The organism is Oerskovia sp. NPDC060287, from assembly GCF_042726775.1.
In the GTDB taxonomy this organism is placed as follows: Bacteria; Actinomycetota; Actinomycetes; order Actinomycetales; family Cellulomonadaceae; genus Oerskovia; species Oerskovia merdavium.
On the sequence record NZ_JBHXBO010000009.1, the window covers coordinates 22809 to 41800 of the forward strand.

The 18992-nt window shown below is 70.7% G+C and carries 9 protein-coding genes; all 9 read left to right on the forward strand.

Annotated features, from left to right (window positions below; all coding sequences use genetic code 11):
- Window positions 1-121 precede the first annotated feature (121 nt).
- Complete coding sequence (locus ACFWFR_RS01725; RefSeq protein ID WP_377616230.1) at window positions 122-1735, forward strand: xylulokinase; 1614 nt, start codon at window positions 122-124, stop codon at window positions 1733-1735.
- Between the two features lie 20 nt (window positions 1736-1755).
- A complete protein-coding gene (locus tag ACFWFR_RS01730) occupies window positions 1756-2520 on the forward strand; it encodes an L-ribulose-5-phosphate 4-epimerase (protein ID WP_377620778.1) in 765 nt (254 codons plus the stop codon).
- An 89-nt stretch (window positions 2521-2609) separates the two neighbouring features.
- The gene (gene araA / locus ACFWFR_RS01735; protein ID WP_191804501.1) at window positions 2610-4118 is read left to right on the forward strand and encodes an L-arabinose isomerase; all 1509 of its coding nucleotides are present in this window, start codon (window positions 2610-2612) and stop codon (window positions 4116-4118) included.
- A gap of 546 nt (window positions 4119-4664) precedes the next feature.
- Complete coding sequence (locus ACFWFR_RS01740) at window positions 4665-5654, forward strand: ABC transporter substrate-binding protein (RefSeq protein ID WP_377620780.1); 990 nt, start codon at window positions 4665-4667, stop codon at window positions 5652-5654.
- A 148-nt stretch (window positions 5655-5802) separates the two neighbouring features.
- Window positions 5803-7341 carry a sugar ABC transporter ATP-binding protein gene (locus ACFWFR_RS01745; protein WP_191804505.1) on the forward strand — a complete coding sequence of 513 codons (1539 nt, stop codon included), beginning with the start codon at window positions 5803-5805 and terminating at the stop codon, window positions 7339-7341.
- Complete coding sequence (locus ACFWFR_RS01750; RefSeq protein WP_377620781.1) at window positions 7338-8480, forward strand: ABC transporter permease; 1143 nt, start codon at window positions 7338-7340, stop codon at window positions 8478-8480. Before ACFWFR_RS01745 ends, ACFWFR_RS01750 begins: the two co-directional genes overlap by 4 nt.
- Window positions 8477-9586, forward strand: a complete 1110-nt coding sequence (locus ACFWFR_RS01755) for a sugar ABC transporter permease YjfF (RefSeq protein ID WP_318244568.1) — start codon at window positions 8477-8479, stop codon at window positions 9584-9586. The genes ACFWFR_RS01750 and ACFWFR_RS01755 overlap by 4 nt, the downstream gene beginning before the upstream one ends.
- Before the next feature lie 261 nt (window positions 9587-9847).
- Window positions 9848-13744, forward strand: coding sequence for an alpha-L-arabinofuranosidase C-terminal domain-containing protein (locus tag ACFWFR_RS01760; RefSeq protein WP_377620783.1), 3897 nt, complete (start codon window positions 9848-9850; stop codon window positions 13742-13744).
- Window positions 13745-13948: 204 nt separating this feature from the next.
- Window positions 13949-18934 (forward strand): family 43 glycosylhydrolase, encoded by a 4986-nt coding sequence (locus tag ACFWFR_RS01765; RefSeq protein ID WP_377620786.1) that lies wholly within the window; start codon window positions 13949-13951, stop codon window positions 18932-18934.
- The last annotated feature ends 58 nt before the right edge of the window (window positions 18935-18992 follow it).

The following is an 18992-nucleotide window of genomic DNA, read 5'->3' on the forward strand; positions in this document are numbered from 1 at the left end:
CACGCGGACCCCGTCCGCCCCACGAGGTTGCACCGAGGGGTTGGCCACCACTCCGTGTGAGCGCTAACATTCAGAAGCAGGGCGTAGCCAGGCGCGACGACGCGACGAGGAGAAGACAGCAATGGTGCAGCAGGACAGGGTGGACGACCTCCGCGAGGCGGTCGCCACCGGGAACACCGCGCTCGGGATCGAGCTCGGCTCGACCCGGATCAAGGCGTGCCTCGTCGGCCCGGACGGGACGCCCCTCGCGAGCGGCAGCCACGAGTGGGAGAACGAGTACGTCGACCGCACGTGGACCTACTCGCTCGAGGCCGTGCGCGAGGGCATGCAGCACTGCTACGCCGAGCTGGTCGCCGACGTCGAGCGCCGCTACGGGGTGCGCCCCACGACGTTCGGAGCGATCGGCGTCTCGGCCATGATGCACGGCTACCTCGCGTTCGACGCGCAGGGCGAGCTGCTCGTCCCGTTCCGCACCTGGCGGAACACGACCACGGGCAAGGCGGCCACGGAGCTCTCCGAGCTCTTCGACCACAACATCCCGCTGCGCTGGTCGGTCGCCCACCTGTACCAGGCGATCCTCGACGACGAGCCGCACGTCGCGCAGGTGGCCTCGCTCACGACCCTCGCAGGCTACGTCCACCAGGTCCTGACCGGGCGCTCGGTGCTCGGCGTGGGCGACGCGTCGGGCATGTTCCCCGTCGACCCGACGACGCGGACCTACGACCGTCGCATGCTCGCACAGCTCGACGAGCTCGTCGGGGTGCGACGCCCCGGGCTCGTGGTCGAGTCCCTGCTGCCCGAGGTCCTCGTCGCGGGGCAGGACGCCGGGAGCCTGACGGCAGCGGGCGCGGCCTGGCTCGACCCCAGCGGCGCGCTGCTGCCGGGCGTGCCGCTGTGCCCGCCCGAGGGGGACGCCGGCACGGGCATGGTCGCGACGAGCTCGGTCGCGCCGCGCACGGGCAACGTCAGTGCGGGCACGAGCATCTTCGCGATGGTCGTGCTCGAGCACGCGCTCGCGAACCGCCACCACGAGCTCGACCTGGTCACGACCCCTGCGGGCGACCTCGTCGCGATGGTCCACTGCAACAACGGGGCCAGCGAGCTCGCGGCCTGGGCCGACCTCTTCGGCGAGCTCACGGCCGCGCTCGGGACGCCGGCCGCGGCCGACGACGTGTTCGGTGCGCTGTTCCGCGCAGCGCTCGACGGCGAGGCCGACGGCGGCGGGCTCCTCGCGTACAACTACCTCTCGGGCGAGCCCATCACGGGCCTCGAGGAGGGGCGGCCCCTGTTCGTCCGCACGCCCGGCAGCCGGCTGACCCTCGCCAACTTCATGCGGGCGCAGGTGTACAGCGCGTTCGGCACCCTCGCCCTGGGCATGCGCGTGCTCGCCGGCGAGGGGGTCGCGCTCGACGCCATGTTCGCGCACGGCGGGATCTTCCGGACCGAGGGCGTGGCCCAGCGTCTCCTCGCCGCGGCGATCGGCGCCCCCGTGACCGTGGGGCGGACCGCGGGGGAGGGCGGGGCCTGGGGCATCGCGCTGCTCGCGGCCTATGCCCGCGCCGTGGCCGACGGTGACGAGAAGGACCTCGACACCTACCTCCGCGAGCACGTGTTCGCCACGGCCGAGCTCGACACCGTCGCGCCCGACCCGGACGACGCCGCGGGCTTCGCGGCCTACCTCGACCGCTACGACGCCGGGCTCGCGGTCGAGCGCGCAGCCGTCGACGCGCTCTGACCCCGACGAAGGAGAACCCCATGAGCACCCTTCCTGTGACGACCGAGACCGCTGCGACGACCGGTGGTCCCGGCCGCTCGGTCCCCGCCCACCTGCGCGCCGCGGTCGACGCCGCCAAGGAACGCGTCGCCGCGCTGCACGCCGAGCTCCCGCGCTGGGAGCTCGTGGTGTGGACCGCGGGCAACGTCTCCGAGCGCGTGCGCGCGGGCGCCGAGAGCGCGGACGGCGCCGAGGACCTGCTCGTCATCAAGCCGTCCGGTCTGTCGTACGACGACATCACGCCCGAGTCGATGGTCGTGTGCGACCTCGACGGGAACCTCGTGGAGGGGGACCGGGCGCCGTCGTCGGACACCGCGGCCCACGCCTACGTCTACCGCCACATGCCCGAGGTCGGCGGGGTCGTGCACACGCACTCGACGTACGCCACGGCCTGGGCCGCGCGCGCCGAGCCCGTGCCGTGCGTCCTGACGATGATGGCCGACGAGTTCGGCGGCGACATCCCGGTCGGCCCGTTCGCGCTCATCGGGGACGACTCGATCGGGCGCGGCATCGTCGAGACGCTGCGCGACTCGCGCAGCCCCGCGGTGCTCATGCGCAACCACGGCCCGTTCACGATCGGCAAGGACGCCCGCGCGGCCGTCAAGGCGGCCGTCATGTGCGAGGAGGTCGCCCGGACCGTGCACGTCAGCCGACAGCTCGGCGAGCCGACCCGTATCGGCCAGCCCGACGTCGACTCGCTGTACGCGCGCTACCAGCACGTCTACGGGCAGCAGCCGGCGCACTGACGAGCACCGGCGCACCCTGCACGACCAGCAGCACGGCGGCTCCGCACCGACGCGGAGTCCGCTCCCACCGACACGAAAGATGTGGACCTATGAGCAAGCCCTACGCGGACCGCGAGATCTGGTTCCTGACCGGTAGCCAGGACCTGTACGGCGACGAGACCCTGCGTCAGGTCGCCGAGCAGTCGCAGGAGGTCGCGCGTGCCCTCGACGCGTCGTCCGACGTCCCCGCGAACGTCGTCTGGAAGCCCGTCCTCAAGGACTCGGCCTCGATCCGGCGCGCGATGCTCGACGCCAACGCGGACGACCGCGTGCTCGGCGTCGTGACGTGGATGCACACGTTCAGCCCCGCCAAGATGTGGATCGGCGGTCTCGACGCGCTGCGCAAGCCGCTGCTGCACCTGCACACGCAGGCGAACGTCGAGCTCCCCTGGGACTCGATCGACATGGACTTCATGAACCTCAACCAGGCCGCGCACGGCGACCGCGAGTACGCGTACATGGCGACGCGGCTCGGGGTGGCGCGCACGACCGTCGTGGGGCACGTCTCCAACCCGGCCGTCACGGCACGCGTGGGCTCCTGGGTGCGCGGCGCCGCGGGCTGGGCCGCGACGCACGAGCTGCGCCTGGTCCGCTTCGGCGACAACATGCGCAACGTCGCGGTGACCGAGGGGGACAAGACCGAGGCCGAGCTGCGCTTCGGTGTGAGCGTGAACACGTGGGGCGTCAACGACCTCGTCGAGGCCGTCGACGCGGTGTCCGACGCCGACGTCGACGCCGTCGTGGCCGAGTACGAGAACCTCTACGACGTGGCCCCCGAGCTGCGCAAGGACGGCGACCGGCACGAGTCGCTGCGCTACGCGGCCCGCCAGGAGATCGCGCTCGAGACGTTCCTCGAGTCGGTCGGTGCCAAGGCGTTCACGACCAACTTCGAGGACCTGGGCGACCTGCGCCAGCTCCCCGGCATCGCGGTCCAGCGGCTCATGTCGAAGGGCTACGGGTTCGGCGCCGAGGGCGACTGGAAGACGGCCGTGCTCGTCCGGGCCGCCAAGGTCATGGGCGAGGGGCTGCCCGGCGGGGCCTCGCTCATGGAGGACTACACGTACGACCTCACGCCGGGCAGCGAGAAGATCCTGGGCGCGCACATGCTCGAGGTCTGCCCCTCCCTGACGGCGTCGACCCCGCGCGTGGAGATCCACCCGCTCGGGATCGGCGGCAAGGAGGACCCGGTCCGCATGGTGTTCGACGCCGACCCCGGCGTGGGCGTCGTCGTCTCGCTCGCCGACATGCGCGACCGCTTCCGCCTCACGGCCAACGTGGTCGACGTCGTCCCGGCGAGCGAGCCGCTGCCGAACCTTCCCGTCGCGCGCGCCGTGTGGGAGCCGCGCCCCGACTTCGCGACGTCCGCCGAGGCGTGGCTCACCGCGGGCGGTGCGCACCACACGGTGCTCTCGACCGCAGCGGGCCTCGACGCGTTCGAGGTCTTCGCCGAGATCGCCCGCACCGAGCTGCTCGTGATCGACGAGAGCACGACGCGACGCGGCTTCCGCGACCAGGTGCGCTGGAACCAGGTCTACTTCCGGGTCGCCCAGGGGCTCTGAGCGCCCCCACGGCCCGGCCGTCGGGCCTGCGTGGCCCGACGGCCGCGAGGGGGCCCGGGGCGAGGGCGACGGCTCGCTCCGGGCCGCCGCCGCGAGCTCCGCGGCCGGCGTGCCGTCCTGCCCCTGGGGGGTGCGGGTCGGCGCGCCGGCCGACGGTGGGCCTCCGCGCGGACGGCTCTCCCGGCCGTCCACGCTCGCGCGCTCACGAGGACGCCGTCGGCACCCTGCGGCACCTGCGGGGGCTCCCGTGGTGCTGGGTGTCCGCGGCGTACGACGGCGGAGGGGATCAGACGGCGGAGCAAAGGTCCAGGTCTCGGCGCCCTTTCGAGACCGGCGCCACCTCTCGTGACTGAAACGTGACCCGCAGGGCTTCCAACTTCCGCGTGTGAGCGCTAACATCTCTTCCCAGGGGGTGTGAGCGATCACATCTGAACGTGAGCGGAGCAGCTCGACAACTCAAGACGCACGACCACGAACCAACAGCCCAACGACGGGCCGACGTGGTCCCGGCACGGCGCCGAGGACCGCATCTCAAGGAGGAGAACCATGTTCAACAAGTCCACGGCACGCGTCCGTCTCACGGGCATCCTGGTCGGTGCAGCAGTCCTCGCCCTCGCAGCGTGCAGCGGCGGCGGGACCGACTCGGCCGACAGCACGGACGGCGCAGGCGGCGGCAGCGAGAACATCCGTGTCGGGTTCTCCCAGCTCGGGGCCGAGAGCGGCTGGCGCACGGCCAACACCGAGTCGGTCAAGGCCAACCTGACGGCCGAGAACGGCATCGACCTCACGTTCGTCGACGCGCAGCAGAAGCAGGAGAACCAGATCAAGGCCCTGCGCGACTTCATCGACCAGGACGTCGACGTCATCGCGTTCTCGCCGGTCATCGAGACCGGCTGGGACGAGGTCCTCCAGGAGATCAAGGACGCCGAGATCCCCGTCGTCCTCGTCGACCGCACGGTCGACACCACGGTCGAGGACCCCTTCGTGACCTGGATCGGCGCGGACTTCACCGCCGAGGGCGTCACGGCCGGCGAGTGGGTCGCGGAGAACGCTCCCGACGCCAAGATCTTCGAGCTCCAGGGCACCATGGGCTCGGGCGCGCAGACGAACCGCCAGGAGGGCTTCCGCTCGGTCGTCGAGGACCAGATCGTCGGCCAGGCGACCGGTAACTTCACGCGCGCCGAGGGCAAGGCGGCCACCGAGGCAGCCCTGCAGGCCTACCCCGACCTGAACCTCATCTTCGCCCACAACGACGACATGGGTCTCGGTGCCATCGAGGCCATCGAGGCCGCGGGCAAGGTCCCGGGCAAGGACATCCAGATCGTCACGGTCGACGGCGTGCACGACGGCCTGACCGCTCTCCTCGAGGGCAAGTTCAACTTCGTGGTCGAGTGCAACCCGGCCTTCGGCGACCAGCTCCTCGAGCTCATCAAGCAGGTCGCAGCGGGTGAGGACGTCGAGAAGGAGACCATCGTGGTCGACCAGGCGTTCGACCAGACCATCACGCAGGAGATCATCGACGCCCGCTCGTTCTGACGAGCAGCACCTGACGGCCCGCCCGGTCGCCGCCCCCACGCGGCGCGGTGACCGGGCGGGCCGCACACACCGCGCGCGGGGACCTGCACCACGTCCCTGCCGGCCGGTGCCTGAGCTCCAGCACCTTCCCCAGGACGGAAGAACAACCATGTCAACGACGACCGCCGCCACCGCGGCGCCCGTGGTGGAGATGACCGGGATCACCATCGAGTTCCCAGGCGTCAAGGCCCTCGACGGCGTCGATCTCACCCTCCGCCCCGGTGAGGTCCATGCCCTGATGGGCGAGAACGGCGCCGGCAAGTCCACCCTCATCAAGGCCCTCACGGGGGTCTACCAGATCGACGCGGGTCGCATCGTGGTCTCCGGTGCCGAGCACCGGTTCACGCGGACCCGCGACTCCCAGGACGCGGGCATCAGCACCGTGTACCAGGAGGTCAACCTCTGCTCGAACCTGTCGGTCGCCGAGAACATCATGCTCGGGCACGAGATCCGGTTCGGCCCCTTCATCAACTGGCCCGCGACGCGCCGCAAGGCCCGCGAGTACCTCGCCCTCCTCAACCTGGACATCGACCCCTCGTCGGCCCTGTCCTCCCACTCGATCGCCGTGCAGCAGCTCTGCGCGATCGCCCGGGCCATGGTCGTCGACGCGAAGGTCCTGATCCTCGACGAGCCCACCTCGAGCCTCGACAAGGCCGAGGTCGCAGAGCTCTTCGACGTGATCCGCTCGCTGCGGGACAAGGGCGTCGCGATCCTCTTCGTGTCGCACTTCCTCGACCAGATCTACGAGATCACCGACCGCCTGACGATCCTGCGCAACGGCCGCCTCATCTCCGAGCACCTGACCAAGGAGCTCGGCCGGATGGAGCTCATCTCCGCGATGATCGGCCGGTCGAGCGAAGCCCTCGCCGACGTCGAGGCGCGTGCGCACCGCGTCGCGTCCGAGCACGACGAGGCCCCCCTGCTCCAGGCGGTGGGCCTGGGCCGCGACGGGTCGGTCGAGCCGTTCGACCTCGACGTGTACGCGGGCGAGATCGTCGGTGTGGCGGGCCTGCTCGGCTCGGGCCGCACCGAGGTCGCCCGCCTCCTCTACGGCGCCGACAAGGCGGGCAGCGGGAAGCTGACGTTCGACGGCACGACGCGCGGCGCGGCCCCCCTGACCTCGATCAAGCGAGGCGTCGCGTTCTCCTCGGAGGACCGCAAGAAGGAGGGCATCATCGGGGACCTCACGGTCCGCGAGAACATCGCCCTCGCGATGCAGGCGAGCCGCGGCCCGTGGCGTCCCATCCCGGCCAAGGAGCTGGACGCGGTCGTCGACCGCTACATGAAGGCGCTCAACGTCTACCCGGCGAACCCGAACATGCTCATCAAGAACCTGTCGGGCGGCAACCAGCAGAAGGTCCTCCTGGCCCGCTGGCTCGCGACCGCGCCGCGCCTGATCATCCTCGACGAGCCCACGCGCGGCATCGACGTGGGTGCCAAGGCCGAGATCCAGCGGCTCGTCGCCGAGCTGGCCTCGGACGGGATGGGCGTCGTCTTCATCTCGTCGGAGCTCGACGAGGTGCTGCGCCTGAGCCAGCGCGTCGTCGTGATGCGTGACCGCCAGAAGATCGGCGAGATCACCAACGGGCCCGACGTCACGTCCACCACGATCCTCGAGACGATCGCAGCGAGCGGGAGCGCATCATGAGCACGACCACCACGACTCCGACGACACCGCCGGCGACGCCGCCGGTGTCCGGCAGCCCCGCACCGCGGGGTGCCCAGGGCGTGCTGCGCCGCATCACGCACCACCACCTGTTCTGGCCCGTGGTCGCCCTCGTCGTCATGCTCCTCGCGTGCGGGCTGCGCAGCCCCGGCTTCCTCGACGTGACGATCATGGACGGCCACCTGTTCGGCCAGATCATCGACATCATGCGGGCGAGCGCGACCCCGCTCCTGCTCGGCATCGGCATGTGCCTCGTGATCGCGACGGGCGGGATCGACCTCTCGGTCGGTGCGGTCATGGCGATCTCGCTCGCGGTGTCGCTGACGTACATCGACGCGAGCGGCACGGGGGGCACGCTCAGCACGGCGCTCGCCGCGGTCGCGATCGGCCTCCTGGTCGCCGCGGTGATCGGAGCCTTCAACGGCTTCCTCGTCACGGTCCTGGGCATCCAGCCGTTCATCGCGACCATGATCCTCATGGTCGCGGGGCGCGGCATCGCGATGCTCATCACCAAGGGCCAGATCACCACGACCACGAGCCCGCCCTTCAAGTCGATCGGCTCGGGCTTCGTCCTGGGCATCCCGACCCCCGTGGTCATCGCCGCGGTCGTGTTCGCCCTGGTCGCGCTGCTGGTGCGGCGCACCGCGCTCGGCATGCTGGTCGAGTCGATCGGCATCAACCGCGAGGCCAGCCGTCTCGCGGGCGTCCAGTCGCGCAACATCACGTGGTTCGTCTACCTGCTCTGCGGCCTGCTCGCCGGGCTCGCGGGCATCGTCTACGGAGCCCCGACCATGGCGGCCGACGCGAACAACATCGGCCTCATGAAGGAGCTCGACGCGATCATGGTCGTCGTCCTGGGCGGCACCAAGCTCGACGGCGGCAAGTTCAGCCTCGCGGGCGTCGTCGTCGGCGCCCTGCTGCTCTCGACGCTCGAGCGGGCCGTGGTCATCTTCCACATCAGCTCGCAGATCACGCCGCTGTTCAAGGCGCTCGTGCTGATCGTCGTGTGCATCGCGGCCTCCGAGCGCCTGCGCTCGCTCCTGGCGTCGCGACTACCGAGGAAGCGACCCACCCTGGGTGCGGGCACGGCAGCGACGAGCGCGAAGGGGGCAGCAGCGTGAGCACCGTCCAGACGACGCCCCGTGCGTCGAAGAGCTCGCAGCAGGGCAAGACGCCGCGCGGCGGTCACGACACGGGCTTCGTCGCGCGCCTCATGACCAACCCCGTGGTCCGCAAGCTCTCGGACCGCCGGCTCCTGCCGGTCACGGGCACGCTCGTGGCCCTCGCGGTCATCCTGATCGTGGGCCAGGCGCGCTACAGCACCGACCGCCGCGACTTCCTGAGCATGCGGCTGTTCTCCAACCTGCTGGTCGACAACTCGTACCTGATCGTCCTCGCGATCGGCATGACCTTCGTGATCATCACGGGCGGGATCGACCTGTCGGTCGGCGCCGTGGTGGCGCTCGTGGGCCTGGTCGTGGCCAAGCTCCTGATCGCCGGGGCACCGCTGCCGGTGGTCCTGATCCTGGGCGTGCTGATCGGCACGACGTTCGGCCTGCTGATCGGCGTGATGGTCCAGTACTTCGACATACAACCCTTCATCGCGTCGCTCGCCGCGATGTTCCTCGCGCGCGGCCTGGCCAACGTCGTGAGCGTCCAGTCGCTCGCGATCAAGGACGAGGGCTTCGCGGCCCTGGCCTCGTGGAAGATCAAGTTCGGCGAGGGCCGTGAGGCCTGGAGCATCAACCTCAGCATGGTCATCGCGTTCGTGGTCCTGCTGATCGCGATCTACCTGCTCCACTACACGCGCTTCGGCCGCACGGTCTACGGGCTGGGCACGGGCGACAACGGCGCGGCCGTGAACCTCATGGGCCTCAAGGGCAGCTCGACCAAGGTGTGGGTCTACGTGATCAGCGGCACGTGCGCCGGGATCGCAGGCATCCTGTTCGCCTTCTACACCAAGTCGGGCTTCAACCTCACGGGCATCGGCATGGAGCTCGACGCGATCGCGGCGGTCGTGATCGGCGGCGCGCTCCTGACCGGCGGCGGCGGGTTCGTCCTGGGCTCGGTCGCGGGCGTGCTCGTCTACGGCCTGATCCAGGTGCTCATCGCCCGCGAGGGCCTGGACTCCTGGTGGACCAAGGTCTTCATCGGCGTGGTCCTGCTCGCGTTCGTCCTGCTGCAGCGGGCCATGACATTCCGCCAGGGGCGCGGAAGCGCCACCTAGCGCCCGTCCAGCACCACTGCCTCGCGCGGGTCGGCCCTGGAGCCGGTCCCGTGCGAGGCACCACAGCCCGGTCCGTCGAGGCAGACGGACCGAGAACGGCCCGGAGGTGGCACCCTCCCGGTCGAGCCGGTCCCGGCTGGTACCCGGGGCCGGCTCGGACGACCGGGAGGGCGCACCCGCCGGGTTGACCCGTACAGCAATGGAGCGCACGGGCTGCACCCGGCATCGCTCCTTTCCTCGTTGCAGCAAGGTTGGAGCACTGTGATCATCTCTGATTCCCCTGCCCGCGGTACATCCCGCGGCAGGACGGCACGACCGTGGGCGGCCTCCGTCGCGGTCCTCGCGCTGGCGGCGACGACCGCCCTCGCGGTCACCCCGGCGGCCTTCGCGGCCACCGAGCCGGTCCTCCCTGCGGGCGCCTGGGTCGACCAGTTCGACTCGGGCCGGCTCGGCTCCGCGTGGGACGTCGTCAACCCCGTTCCGTCGGCGTGGTCGCTCGCGACGACGCCCGGGTCGTTGACCCTGACGTCCCAGACGGGCGACACCTACCAGGAGGCGAACACCGCGAAGAACGTCTTCATGGTGGACGTCCCCGTGGGCGACTTCACGGTCGTGACCAAGGTGTCGGCCCCGGTCGGCAAGGTCTACCAGGGCGCGGGCCTCATCGCGTGGAAGGACATGGACAACTACGTCCGCGCCGGTCTGACGTACGTGGGCAGCCTGTCGCCCTCGGCGCGCGCGATCGAGCTCGACAACGAGACGGGCGGGAAGTTCACGGCCGCGTCGTTCACCGACCGCGCGGGCTCGACGGGCGAGACGCTGCGCATGCAGCGCACGGGTGACACGCTCGCGGTGTCCTACTGGGACGCGGCTGCGGGCGACTGGAAGCCCGCAGGCTCGACGACCGTCACGTTCGACGTCACGCAGGTCGGCCTGTACGCCCTCGCGGCCCAGGACGGCTCGACGCACACCGCGACGTTCGACTACGTCGCGGTCGACGCGGCCGAGGGCCAGGACGTCGTCCCGACGGGCACGTTCTCGCTCGTCGGCCCGGCGGAGAGCAAGCACCTGGTCCTGACGGACACGGGTCTGTCGTTCGTCGCGCAGCGCCCGGCCTCGCCGCTGGGCCTGGTGGCCACGGCGGTGGCAGGCGGGCCCGACGGCGCCGCGACCCTCGCGCAGGCGGGCACCGGTCTGCCGGTGGTCGTCGCGGGCGACGGTCGCCTCACGCTCGGGGCCGCGGACGCGACCCCGGCCCAGGTCCGGCTGACCGACGTGGGCGGCGGCAAGCTCGCGCTGCGCGTGCCGGGTGCCGCTGCCGGGGAGTTCGCGGGAGTGCGTGCCGCGGACGGAGCCCTGGTGCTCGGTGCCGAGGAGGCCGCGGTCAGGCTCACGCTCAGCGCGCTGTCGTCGGCCGAGCACACGCTCGCGATCGACGCGGCGGGCGAGACCGTCGAGATGAGCGACGACCTGTACGGGATCTTCTACGAGGACATCAACTACGCGGCGGACGGCGGGCTGTACGCCGAGCTCGTGCGCAACCGCTCGTTCGAGTTCAACTCGTCGGACAACTCGTCGTTCACGGGGCTCACGGCCTGGGAGCGGGTCAACCGCAACGGCGGTACCGCGACCACGACGGTCGTGACCGACGCGCAGCGCCTCAACGACAGCAACCGGTACTACCTCAAGCTCGACGCGACGGCGGCCGGCGCGGGTCTGCGCAACGCGGGCTTCAACACGGGCCTCTTCCTCGAGAAGGGCCAGAAGTACGACTTCTCGGTGTGGGCGCGCTCCGCCGTCGGGCAGGACCTGACCGTGCAGGTCGAGAACGCCGCGGCGGGCACCACCTACGCGACCGGGAAGGTGAGCGTCGCCGGCACCGACACCTGGAAGAAGTACTCGGTGACCCTCACCGCGACCGAGACGACCTCGGCCGGGCGCCTCGCCGTCCTCGCGGGCGCCGCGGGCACCGTGCGCCTCGACATGGTCTCGCTCATGCCGCAGGACACGTGGGTCGGGCCGGTCAACGGCAAGACCCACCTGCGCAAGGACCTCGCCGAGAAGATCGACGCCATGAACCCGCAGTTCCTGCGGTTCCCGGGCGGCTGCGTGACCAACGCGGGCACGTTCGACACCTACCTCGAGAGCAACGGCACCGACCGCCGGCGCACGTACCAGTGGAAGGAGACCATCGGGCCGGTCGAGGAGCGGGCCACGAACTGGAACTTCTGGGGCTACAACCAGTCGTACGGGATCGGGTACTACGAGTACTTCACGTTCGCCGAGGACCTCGGCGCGACGCCTCTGCCCGTCCTGTCCGTCGGGGCCAACGGCTGCGGCAGCACCATCCCCGAGATGAAGGACGACGTCCGGATCCAGCGCTGGGTCCAGGACACGCTCGACCTCATCGAGTTCGCCAACGGTGACGTCACGACCGAGTGGGGCGCGGTGCGCGCCGAGCTCGGCCACCCCGAGCCGTTCGGCCTGAAGTACCTGGGCCTCGGCAACGAGGAGAACACCAAGACGTTCGAGGCGAACTTCCCGAAGTTCAAGGGCGCCGTGCGCGCCGCGTACCCGGACGTCCAGATCATCTCGAACTCGGGTCCGGACGACACGGGCCAGCGGTTCGACGAGCTCTGGGAGTTCAACCGTGCGCAGGAGGTCGACCTGGTCGACGAGCACTACTACAACGACCCGAGCTGGTTCCTCGAGAACGCCGACCGCTACGACGACTACGACCGCGAGGGCCCGCACGTCTTCCTCGGCGAGTACGCGTCGCGCGGCAACACGTTCTTCAACGCGCTGTCCGAGGCCGCCTTCATGACGGGCCTCGAGCGCAACTCCGACGTCGTCGAGCTCGCGTCCTACGCGCCGCTGCTCTCCAACGAGTCGTACGTGCAGTGGTCGCCCGACGCGATCTGGTTCGACAACGACGAGTCGTGGGGCACGCCCAACTACTACGTCCAGGAGCTGTTCGCGAACAACGTGGGCGACGAGGTCGTCCCGTCCGTGCACGGTGCCGACGCCTCCGCAGAGCCCGCGTTGGACGGAGGCGTCTTCCTGTCCACGTGGTCGACCAGCGCGTCGTACGACAACGTCAAGGTCACCGACAACGCGAGCGGCGACGTCCTGTTCCAGGACGGGTTCGACGACGCCACGCAGTGGTCGCCCGTGACCGGGACGTGGGCCGCGCAGGACGGCGTGTACACGCAGTCCTCGACGTCCGTGACCGACGCGCGCTCGATCGTCACGGGTGCGTACGCCAAGGACTGGAAGAACTACACGCTCGAGCTCGACGCCCGCAAGATCGCCGGGTCCGAGGGCTTCCTCGTGGGCTTCGCCGCGGGCGGACCGAACGATTACTACTGGTGGAACATCGGCGGCTGGAACAACACCCGCTCGGTCCTCCAGCGGGCCGACGGCGGCAGCGCCGCCGAGGTCGCCGCGGTCGAGAACAAGCGCGTCGAGACGGGCCAGGGCTACAAGGTCAAGGTCGTCGTCCAGGGCAGCACGATCCAGCTCTACCTGGACGGCCAGCTCCAGATCTCGTACGAGCAGCCCTCCGCGAAGTCGCTCTACCAGGTCGTCACGCGCGACGAGGAGTCGGGCGACCTCGTGGTCAAGGTCGTCAACCCGACCGCGACCGCGGCCGACACGGCCGTGACGGTCGCAGGCCAGGAGATCGCGGCCCAGGCCACGATCACCGAGATGGTCGGCGCGCCCACGGACACCAACACCAAGGCGAACCCGCGGGCGATCGTGCCCGTCGAGCGGACCTGGGACGGGGCGTCCAACGCGTTCGACTACACGTTCCCGGCCTACTCGGTCACGTTCCTGCGCCTGCAGACGGCCGGCGCCGAGGTCGAGCCCGTGGACCTCGCGGTCACGGCCAGGGCGCAGTGCGTCGCGGGCCGGGCGAACCTCACGGTGCGTGCGGTCAACGGTGAGGACGTGGCCGTGACCGTGGCCCTCACGACGCCGTTCGGCACCAAGACGTTCGCGTCGGTGGCGCCGGGCAAGAGCGCGTCGCAGTCGTTCAACAGCCGTGCGGCGGCGGTCCCCGCGGGGACCGCGACGGTCGTGGGCACGATCGGCACGGGGGCCGGGGCCCGCTCGACGACGTTCGACGTCGAGTACCCGGCCACGACCTGCGGCTGACGACCGCACCAGCTCCGCCGGGGTCGCGAGGTCACCTCGCGGCCCCGGCGTGAACCCTCCGGTCCAGACGGGCCGGTGACAGGACCAGCACGACCAGCACGATCAGCACCACAAGGACGCGGGGGACCGGCGGGCCGGCACGACCAGCCCGACGGTCCCCAGCAGGGGGCGCTCAACGACGAGACGGCGGAGGCCACGAACCACATGACCACCCGACACGACCCGGCGCAGACCGCGCCCACGGCCCGACGGAGGGCCCCACGCGGGGCTCGCGCCGCCCTCGGGGGAGCGCTGAGCGTCGCTCTGCTCGCCCCGATGGCGCTGGCGGGCCCGGCAGCGGCCCTGACCTCGGCGCCCGCACGCCCGACGGCGCTCGCCCCGGCGGCGTCGGTCGCCACGCAGACGACTGCCGCAGCGATCCCCACCCCCACGACCGACGGCCTGAAGCTCTGGTACAAGCTCGACGAGCTGAGCGGCACGGTCGCCCACGACGCCTCGGGCTCGGGCCACGACGGCACGCTCGTCGGCGGCGGCGACTGGACCGACGGGCAGGGCCTGACGTTCGGCGGCTCGAGCTACGTCGACCTGCCCGACGACCTCCTCGCGGGGTACTCGGCCGTGACGGTCAGCGCCGACGTGTGGGTCGACACGACCCTGAGCGGCAACTACTTCTTCTACAACCTGGGCAACACCGCGGTCGGCTCGCCCCAGAGCGGCAACGGCTACCTGTTCTCCTCGGGCAACGCGAACTACCGGGCGTCGGTCTCGAACGCCGCGTGGAGCGCCGAGCAGAACACGGCCAAGTCGCCCTCCGCGGCCCTCGCGCGCGGTGTCTGGAAGACCGTGACGTACACGCAGGGCGCCGGCACCGGTCGCCTCTACGAGGACGGCGCGCAGGTCGGGGTCAACACGGCCGTGACCCACACGCCGGGCTCGATCGGCAACGGGAAGACGACCGCCAACTACCTCGGCAAGTCCGCCTATGCGGCCGACAACCTCTTCAAGGGGCGCATCAAGGACTTCCGGCTCTACGACCGTGCGCTCACGGCCGCCGAGGTCGCGGACGTCAGCACCGCGAACGCGGCGGCTTCGGTCTCCGCCGACGCCGGAGCCCTGTCGCTCGGGGACACGAGCGCCGTGGCCAAGAACCTCACGCTGCCCGCGAAGGGCACGGGCGGCTCGACCGTCACCTGGGCGACGTCGGACGCGAGCGTCGTGACGTCGTCGGGCGTCATCACCCAGCCCGTCGGCCAGGCGCACACCGCGACCCTGACCGCGACGCTCTCGCTGCGCGGCCAGAGCGCGACCACGACGTTCGACGTCACCGTGGTGCCCGGCACGGGCGACCAGGGCGTCGTGGACGCCGCTGCCGCCGCGCTCGAGGTCAAGAACCTCGACGACGTGCGCGGCAACCTCACGCTGCCGACCACGGGAGCAGAGGGCACCACGGTCACGTGGGCCACCACGGCACCCACGGTCGTCACGCCGTCGGGCGAGGTCACGCGACCCGCGCACGGCCAGGCCGACCAGACCGTCACGCTGACCGCGACCGTGAGCAAGGGCCAGGCCACCGCGACGCGTGCGTTCGACGCGAAGGTCCCCGCGCTCCCCGAGCCGCAGGACTACGCGGGCTACCTGTTCTCCTACTTCATCGGTGAGGGCTACGCGACCGGCGAGCAGGTCTACTTCGGCCTGAGCAAGGGCAACGACCCGCTCCGGTACCGCAACCTCAACGACAACCAGCCCGTGCTGACGTCGAGCCTGGGGGAGCAGGGCCTGCGCGACCCGTTCGTCATCCGTTCTCCCGAGGGCGACAAGTTCTACCAGATCGCGACCGACCTCAAGATCCACGGCAACGGCAACTGGGACGCGTCCCAGCGCACGGGCTCCAAGTCGATCATGGTGTGGGAGTCGACCGACCTCGTGAACTGGACCGACCAGCGCCTCGTCCAGGTCTCCCCGGAGACCGCGGGCAACACCTGGGCCCCCGAGGCCTACTACGACGCGACGATCGGCGCGTACGTCGTGTTCTGGGCCTCCAAGCTCTACGAGGAGGACGACCCGGGCCACACGGCCAACACGTACAACCGCATGATGTACACCACGACCCGCGACTTCTACACGTTCACCGAGCCGCAGGTGTGGGTCGACCCGGGCTACTCGGTCATCGACTCGACCGTGATCGAGCACGACGGCGAGTTCTACCGCTTCACCAAGGACGAGCGGAACAACACGTCCACGACGCCCTGCTCCAAGTTCGTGCTGGGCGAGAAGGCGAGCGAGCTGCGCTCGCTGAGCTACGACTTCATCACCGACTGCATCGGCAAGGCCAACTCGCTCGGCGGCGGCATCAACCAGGGCGAGGGCCCGACCATCTTCAAGTCGAACACCGAGGAGAAGTGGTACCTGTTCATCGACGAGTTCGGCGGCCGCGGCTACGTGCCCTTCGAGACGACCGACCTGAACGCCGACGAGTGGAAGATGTCCACGGGCTACGAGATGCCCTCGCGCCCGCGCCACGGCACGGTCCTGCCCGTGACGCAGACCGAGTACGACGCGCTGCTCAAGGGCTACCAGCCCGACGCGTTCGTCGAGTCGGCCGAGGACGTCGCGGCCGTCGTGAGCGTCGGTGACGCACCGGTCCTGCCGGCCACGGTCGCCACGCGCACCGCAGCCGGCACGACCACGCAGACCGCGGTCACGTGGGACGCGATCGACCCCGCGAGCTACGCGCAGGCCGGGACCTTCGAGGTCACGGGCTCGCTCGGCGCCGGCGTGAGCGTGCGCGCCAAGGCCGTCGTGACCGTGGTCGAGGGCGACGTCCCCGTCACGGGCCTGGTGGTCTCGCCCACCTCGACGCAGGTCACGGTCGGATCGGCACGCTCGCTCACCGCGACCGTGACCCCCGCCAACGCCACGGCCCGCACCATCACGTGGACGAGCGCCGACCCGTCGGTCGCGACCGTCGTCTCGAACGGGCCCTCCGCGGGCACCGTGCGCGGCGTCGCGGCGGGCAGCACGACCGTGACCGCCACGACCGCGGACGGGTCGCGCACCGCGACCGTCGCGATCGACGTGACGAAGGAGATCCCGGGCCTGGTGGTCCAGTACCGCCTGGACGAGACGAGCGGCACGCAGGCCGTGAACTCGGCGCCGAGCAGCGCCGTCGGGCCCGCGACCGTCGCGGGCGGGGCCGCCCGCAACGGCACGGACGGCGTGCGCCTCGACGGGGTCGACGACCACGTCAAGCTGCCCAACGACGTGCTCAAGGGCCTGACGGAGATCACCGTCTCGCTCGACGTGCGCATCGACACGGCCCAGTCCACGCCCTACTTCATCTACGGCCTGGGCGACACGAGCGGGTCGAGCGGCAACGGCTACCTCTTCACGACGGGGGACGCGTACCGCACGGCCATCGCCTCGGGGAACTACACGACCGAGCAGAACACGACCAAGGGCTCGAACCTCGCCCGCGGCGTGTGGAAGCACCTGACGTACACGCAGTCGGGCACCACCGGCACCCTCTACGAGGACGGGATCCAGGTCGCGCGGAACACCAACGTGACCACGACCCCCGGATCGATCGGTAACGGCACCACGGTCGCGAACTACATCGGCCGCTCGCTCTACTCGGGCGACAAGTACCTCAAGGGCGACGTCCGCGACTTCCGCGTCTACGACCACGCCCTGAGCGCCGACGAGGTCAAGGACCTCGGTCAGGACCACTCGGCCGTCACGGGAGCCGAGCTCGCCGAGCTCAAGGTCGCCGCGATCGTCGACGGCGGGTCCAGCACGGTCACCCTCCCGGTGGTGCCCGGCACCGACCGTTCCGCGCTCGCGCCTCGCCTGGTCGTGTCCGACCGTGCGACCGTGACGCCCGCCAACGGCTCGGTGCAGGACCTCACGCAGCCCGTGACCTACACCGTGACCGGCCCCGACGGGGCCGCGCGCACGTGGACCGTCCAGGCCAAGGAGATGCGCAGCCCGGTCCTGCCGGGCCTGTACGCGGACCCGAACATCGCGGTCTTCGACGGGGTCTACTACATCTACGCGACCACCGACGGCACCCCCGGCTGGGGCGGCAAGGACTTCTACGTGTGGAAGTCGACCGACCTCGCGAGCTGGGAGCGCTCGGCCGAGCCGTTCCTCACGCTCGACGGCGCAGCGGGCGACGTCCCGTGGGCCACGGGCAACGCGTGGGCGCCGACCATCATCGAGCGCGACGGGAAGTACTACTTCTACTTCTCGGGCCACAACCCGACCTACAACCGCAAGACGATCGGTGTCGCGGTCGCGGACAGCCCCGAGGGGCCCTTCACCGCGCAGCCGACGGCCATGATCACCAACGGGGAGGCCGTCACGACGGGGCAGGCGATCGACCCGGCGGCGTTCGAGGACCCGCAGACCGGCAAGTTCTACCTGTTCTGGGGCAACGGCAGCAACGCGCCGCTGTACGCCGAGCTGAACGACGACATGGTCTCGGTCAAGCAGGACACGATCACGAAGTTCGGTGGTCTGACGAACTTCCGCGAGGGCCTGTTCCTCAACTACCGCGAGGGGACCTACCACCTGACCTACTCGATCGACGACACGGGCTCGGAGAACTACCGGGTCGGGTACGCGACGTCGACGAGCATCGACGGGCCGTGGACCTACCGCGGCGTGATCCTCGAGAAGGACGTGTCGCAGGGCATCCTCGGGACCGGGCACAGCTCGATCGTCCAGGTCCCCGGGACCGACGAGTGGTACATCGCCTACCACCGCTTCGCGATCCCCGGCGGTGACGGGAACCACCGCGAGACGACCATCGACCGCCTCACGTTCGGTGAGGACGGGCTCATCCAGAAGGTCGTCCCGACCCTCGAGAGCGTCCCGCCGCTCGACGTGACCGAGCCCGCGCAGGTCGAGGTCGACGTCACGGTCGCGCCCAAGTGCGTGGCCGGGAAGGCCGCGCTCACGGTGCTCGTGAGGAACACCGAGGAGGTGCCCGTCGACGTGGTCGTCGCCACGCCGCTCGGGACCAAGACCTTCCTCCAGGTCGCGCCGGGCAAGCTCGCGTCCCAGACGTTCTCGGCCCGTGCGGTGACGCTCGCGGCCGGGAAGGTCACGGTCACGGCTCAGGCCGTGCTCGACGGCGCACCGGTCACCACGGCCTACGACGTCACCTACGCAGCGACCAGCTGCGGCTGACCCGGCCCGGCCACCACCTCGACGTGAGCAGATGCCCCTCCTGAGGGCCGATCTGGGG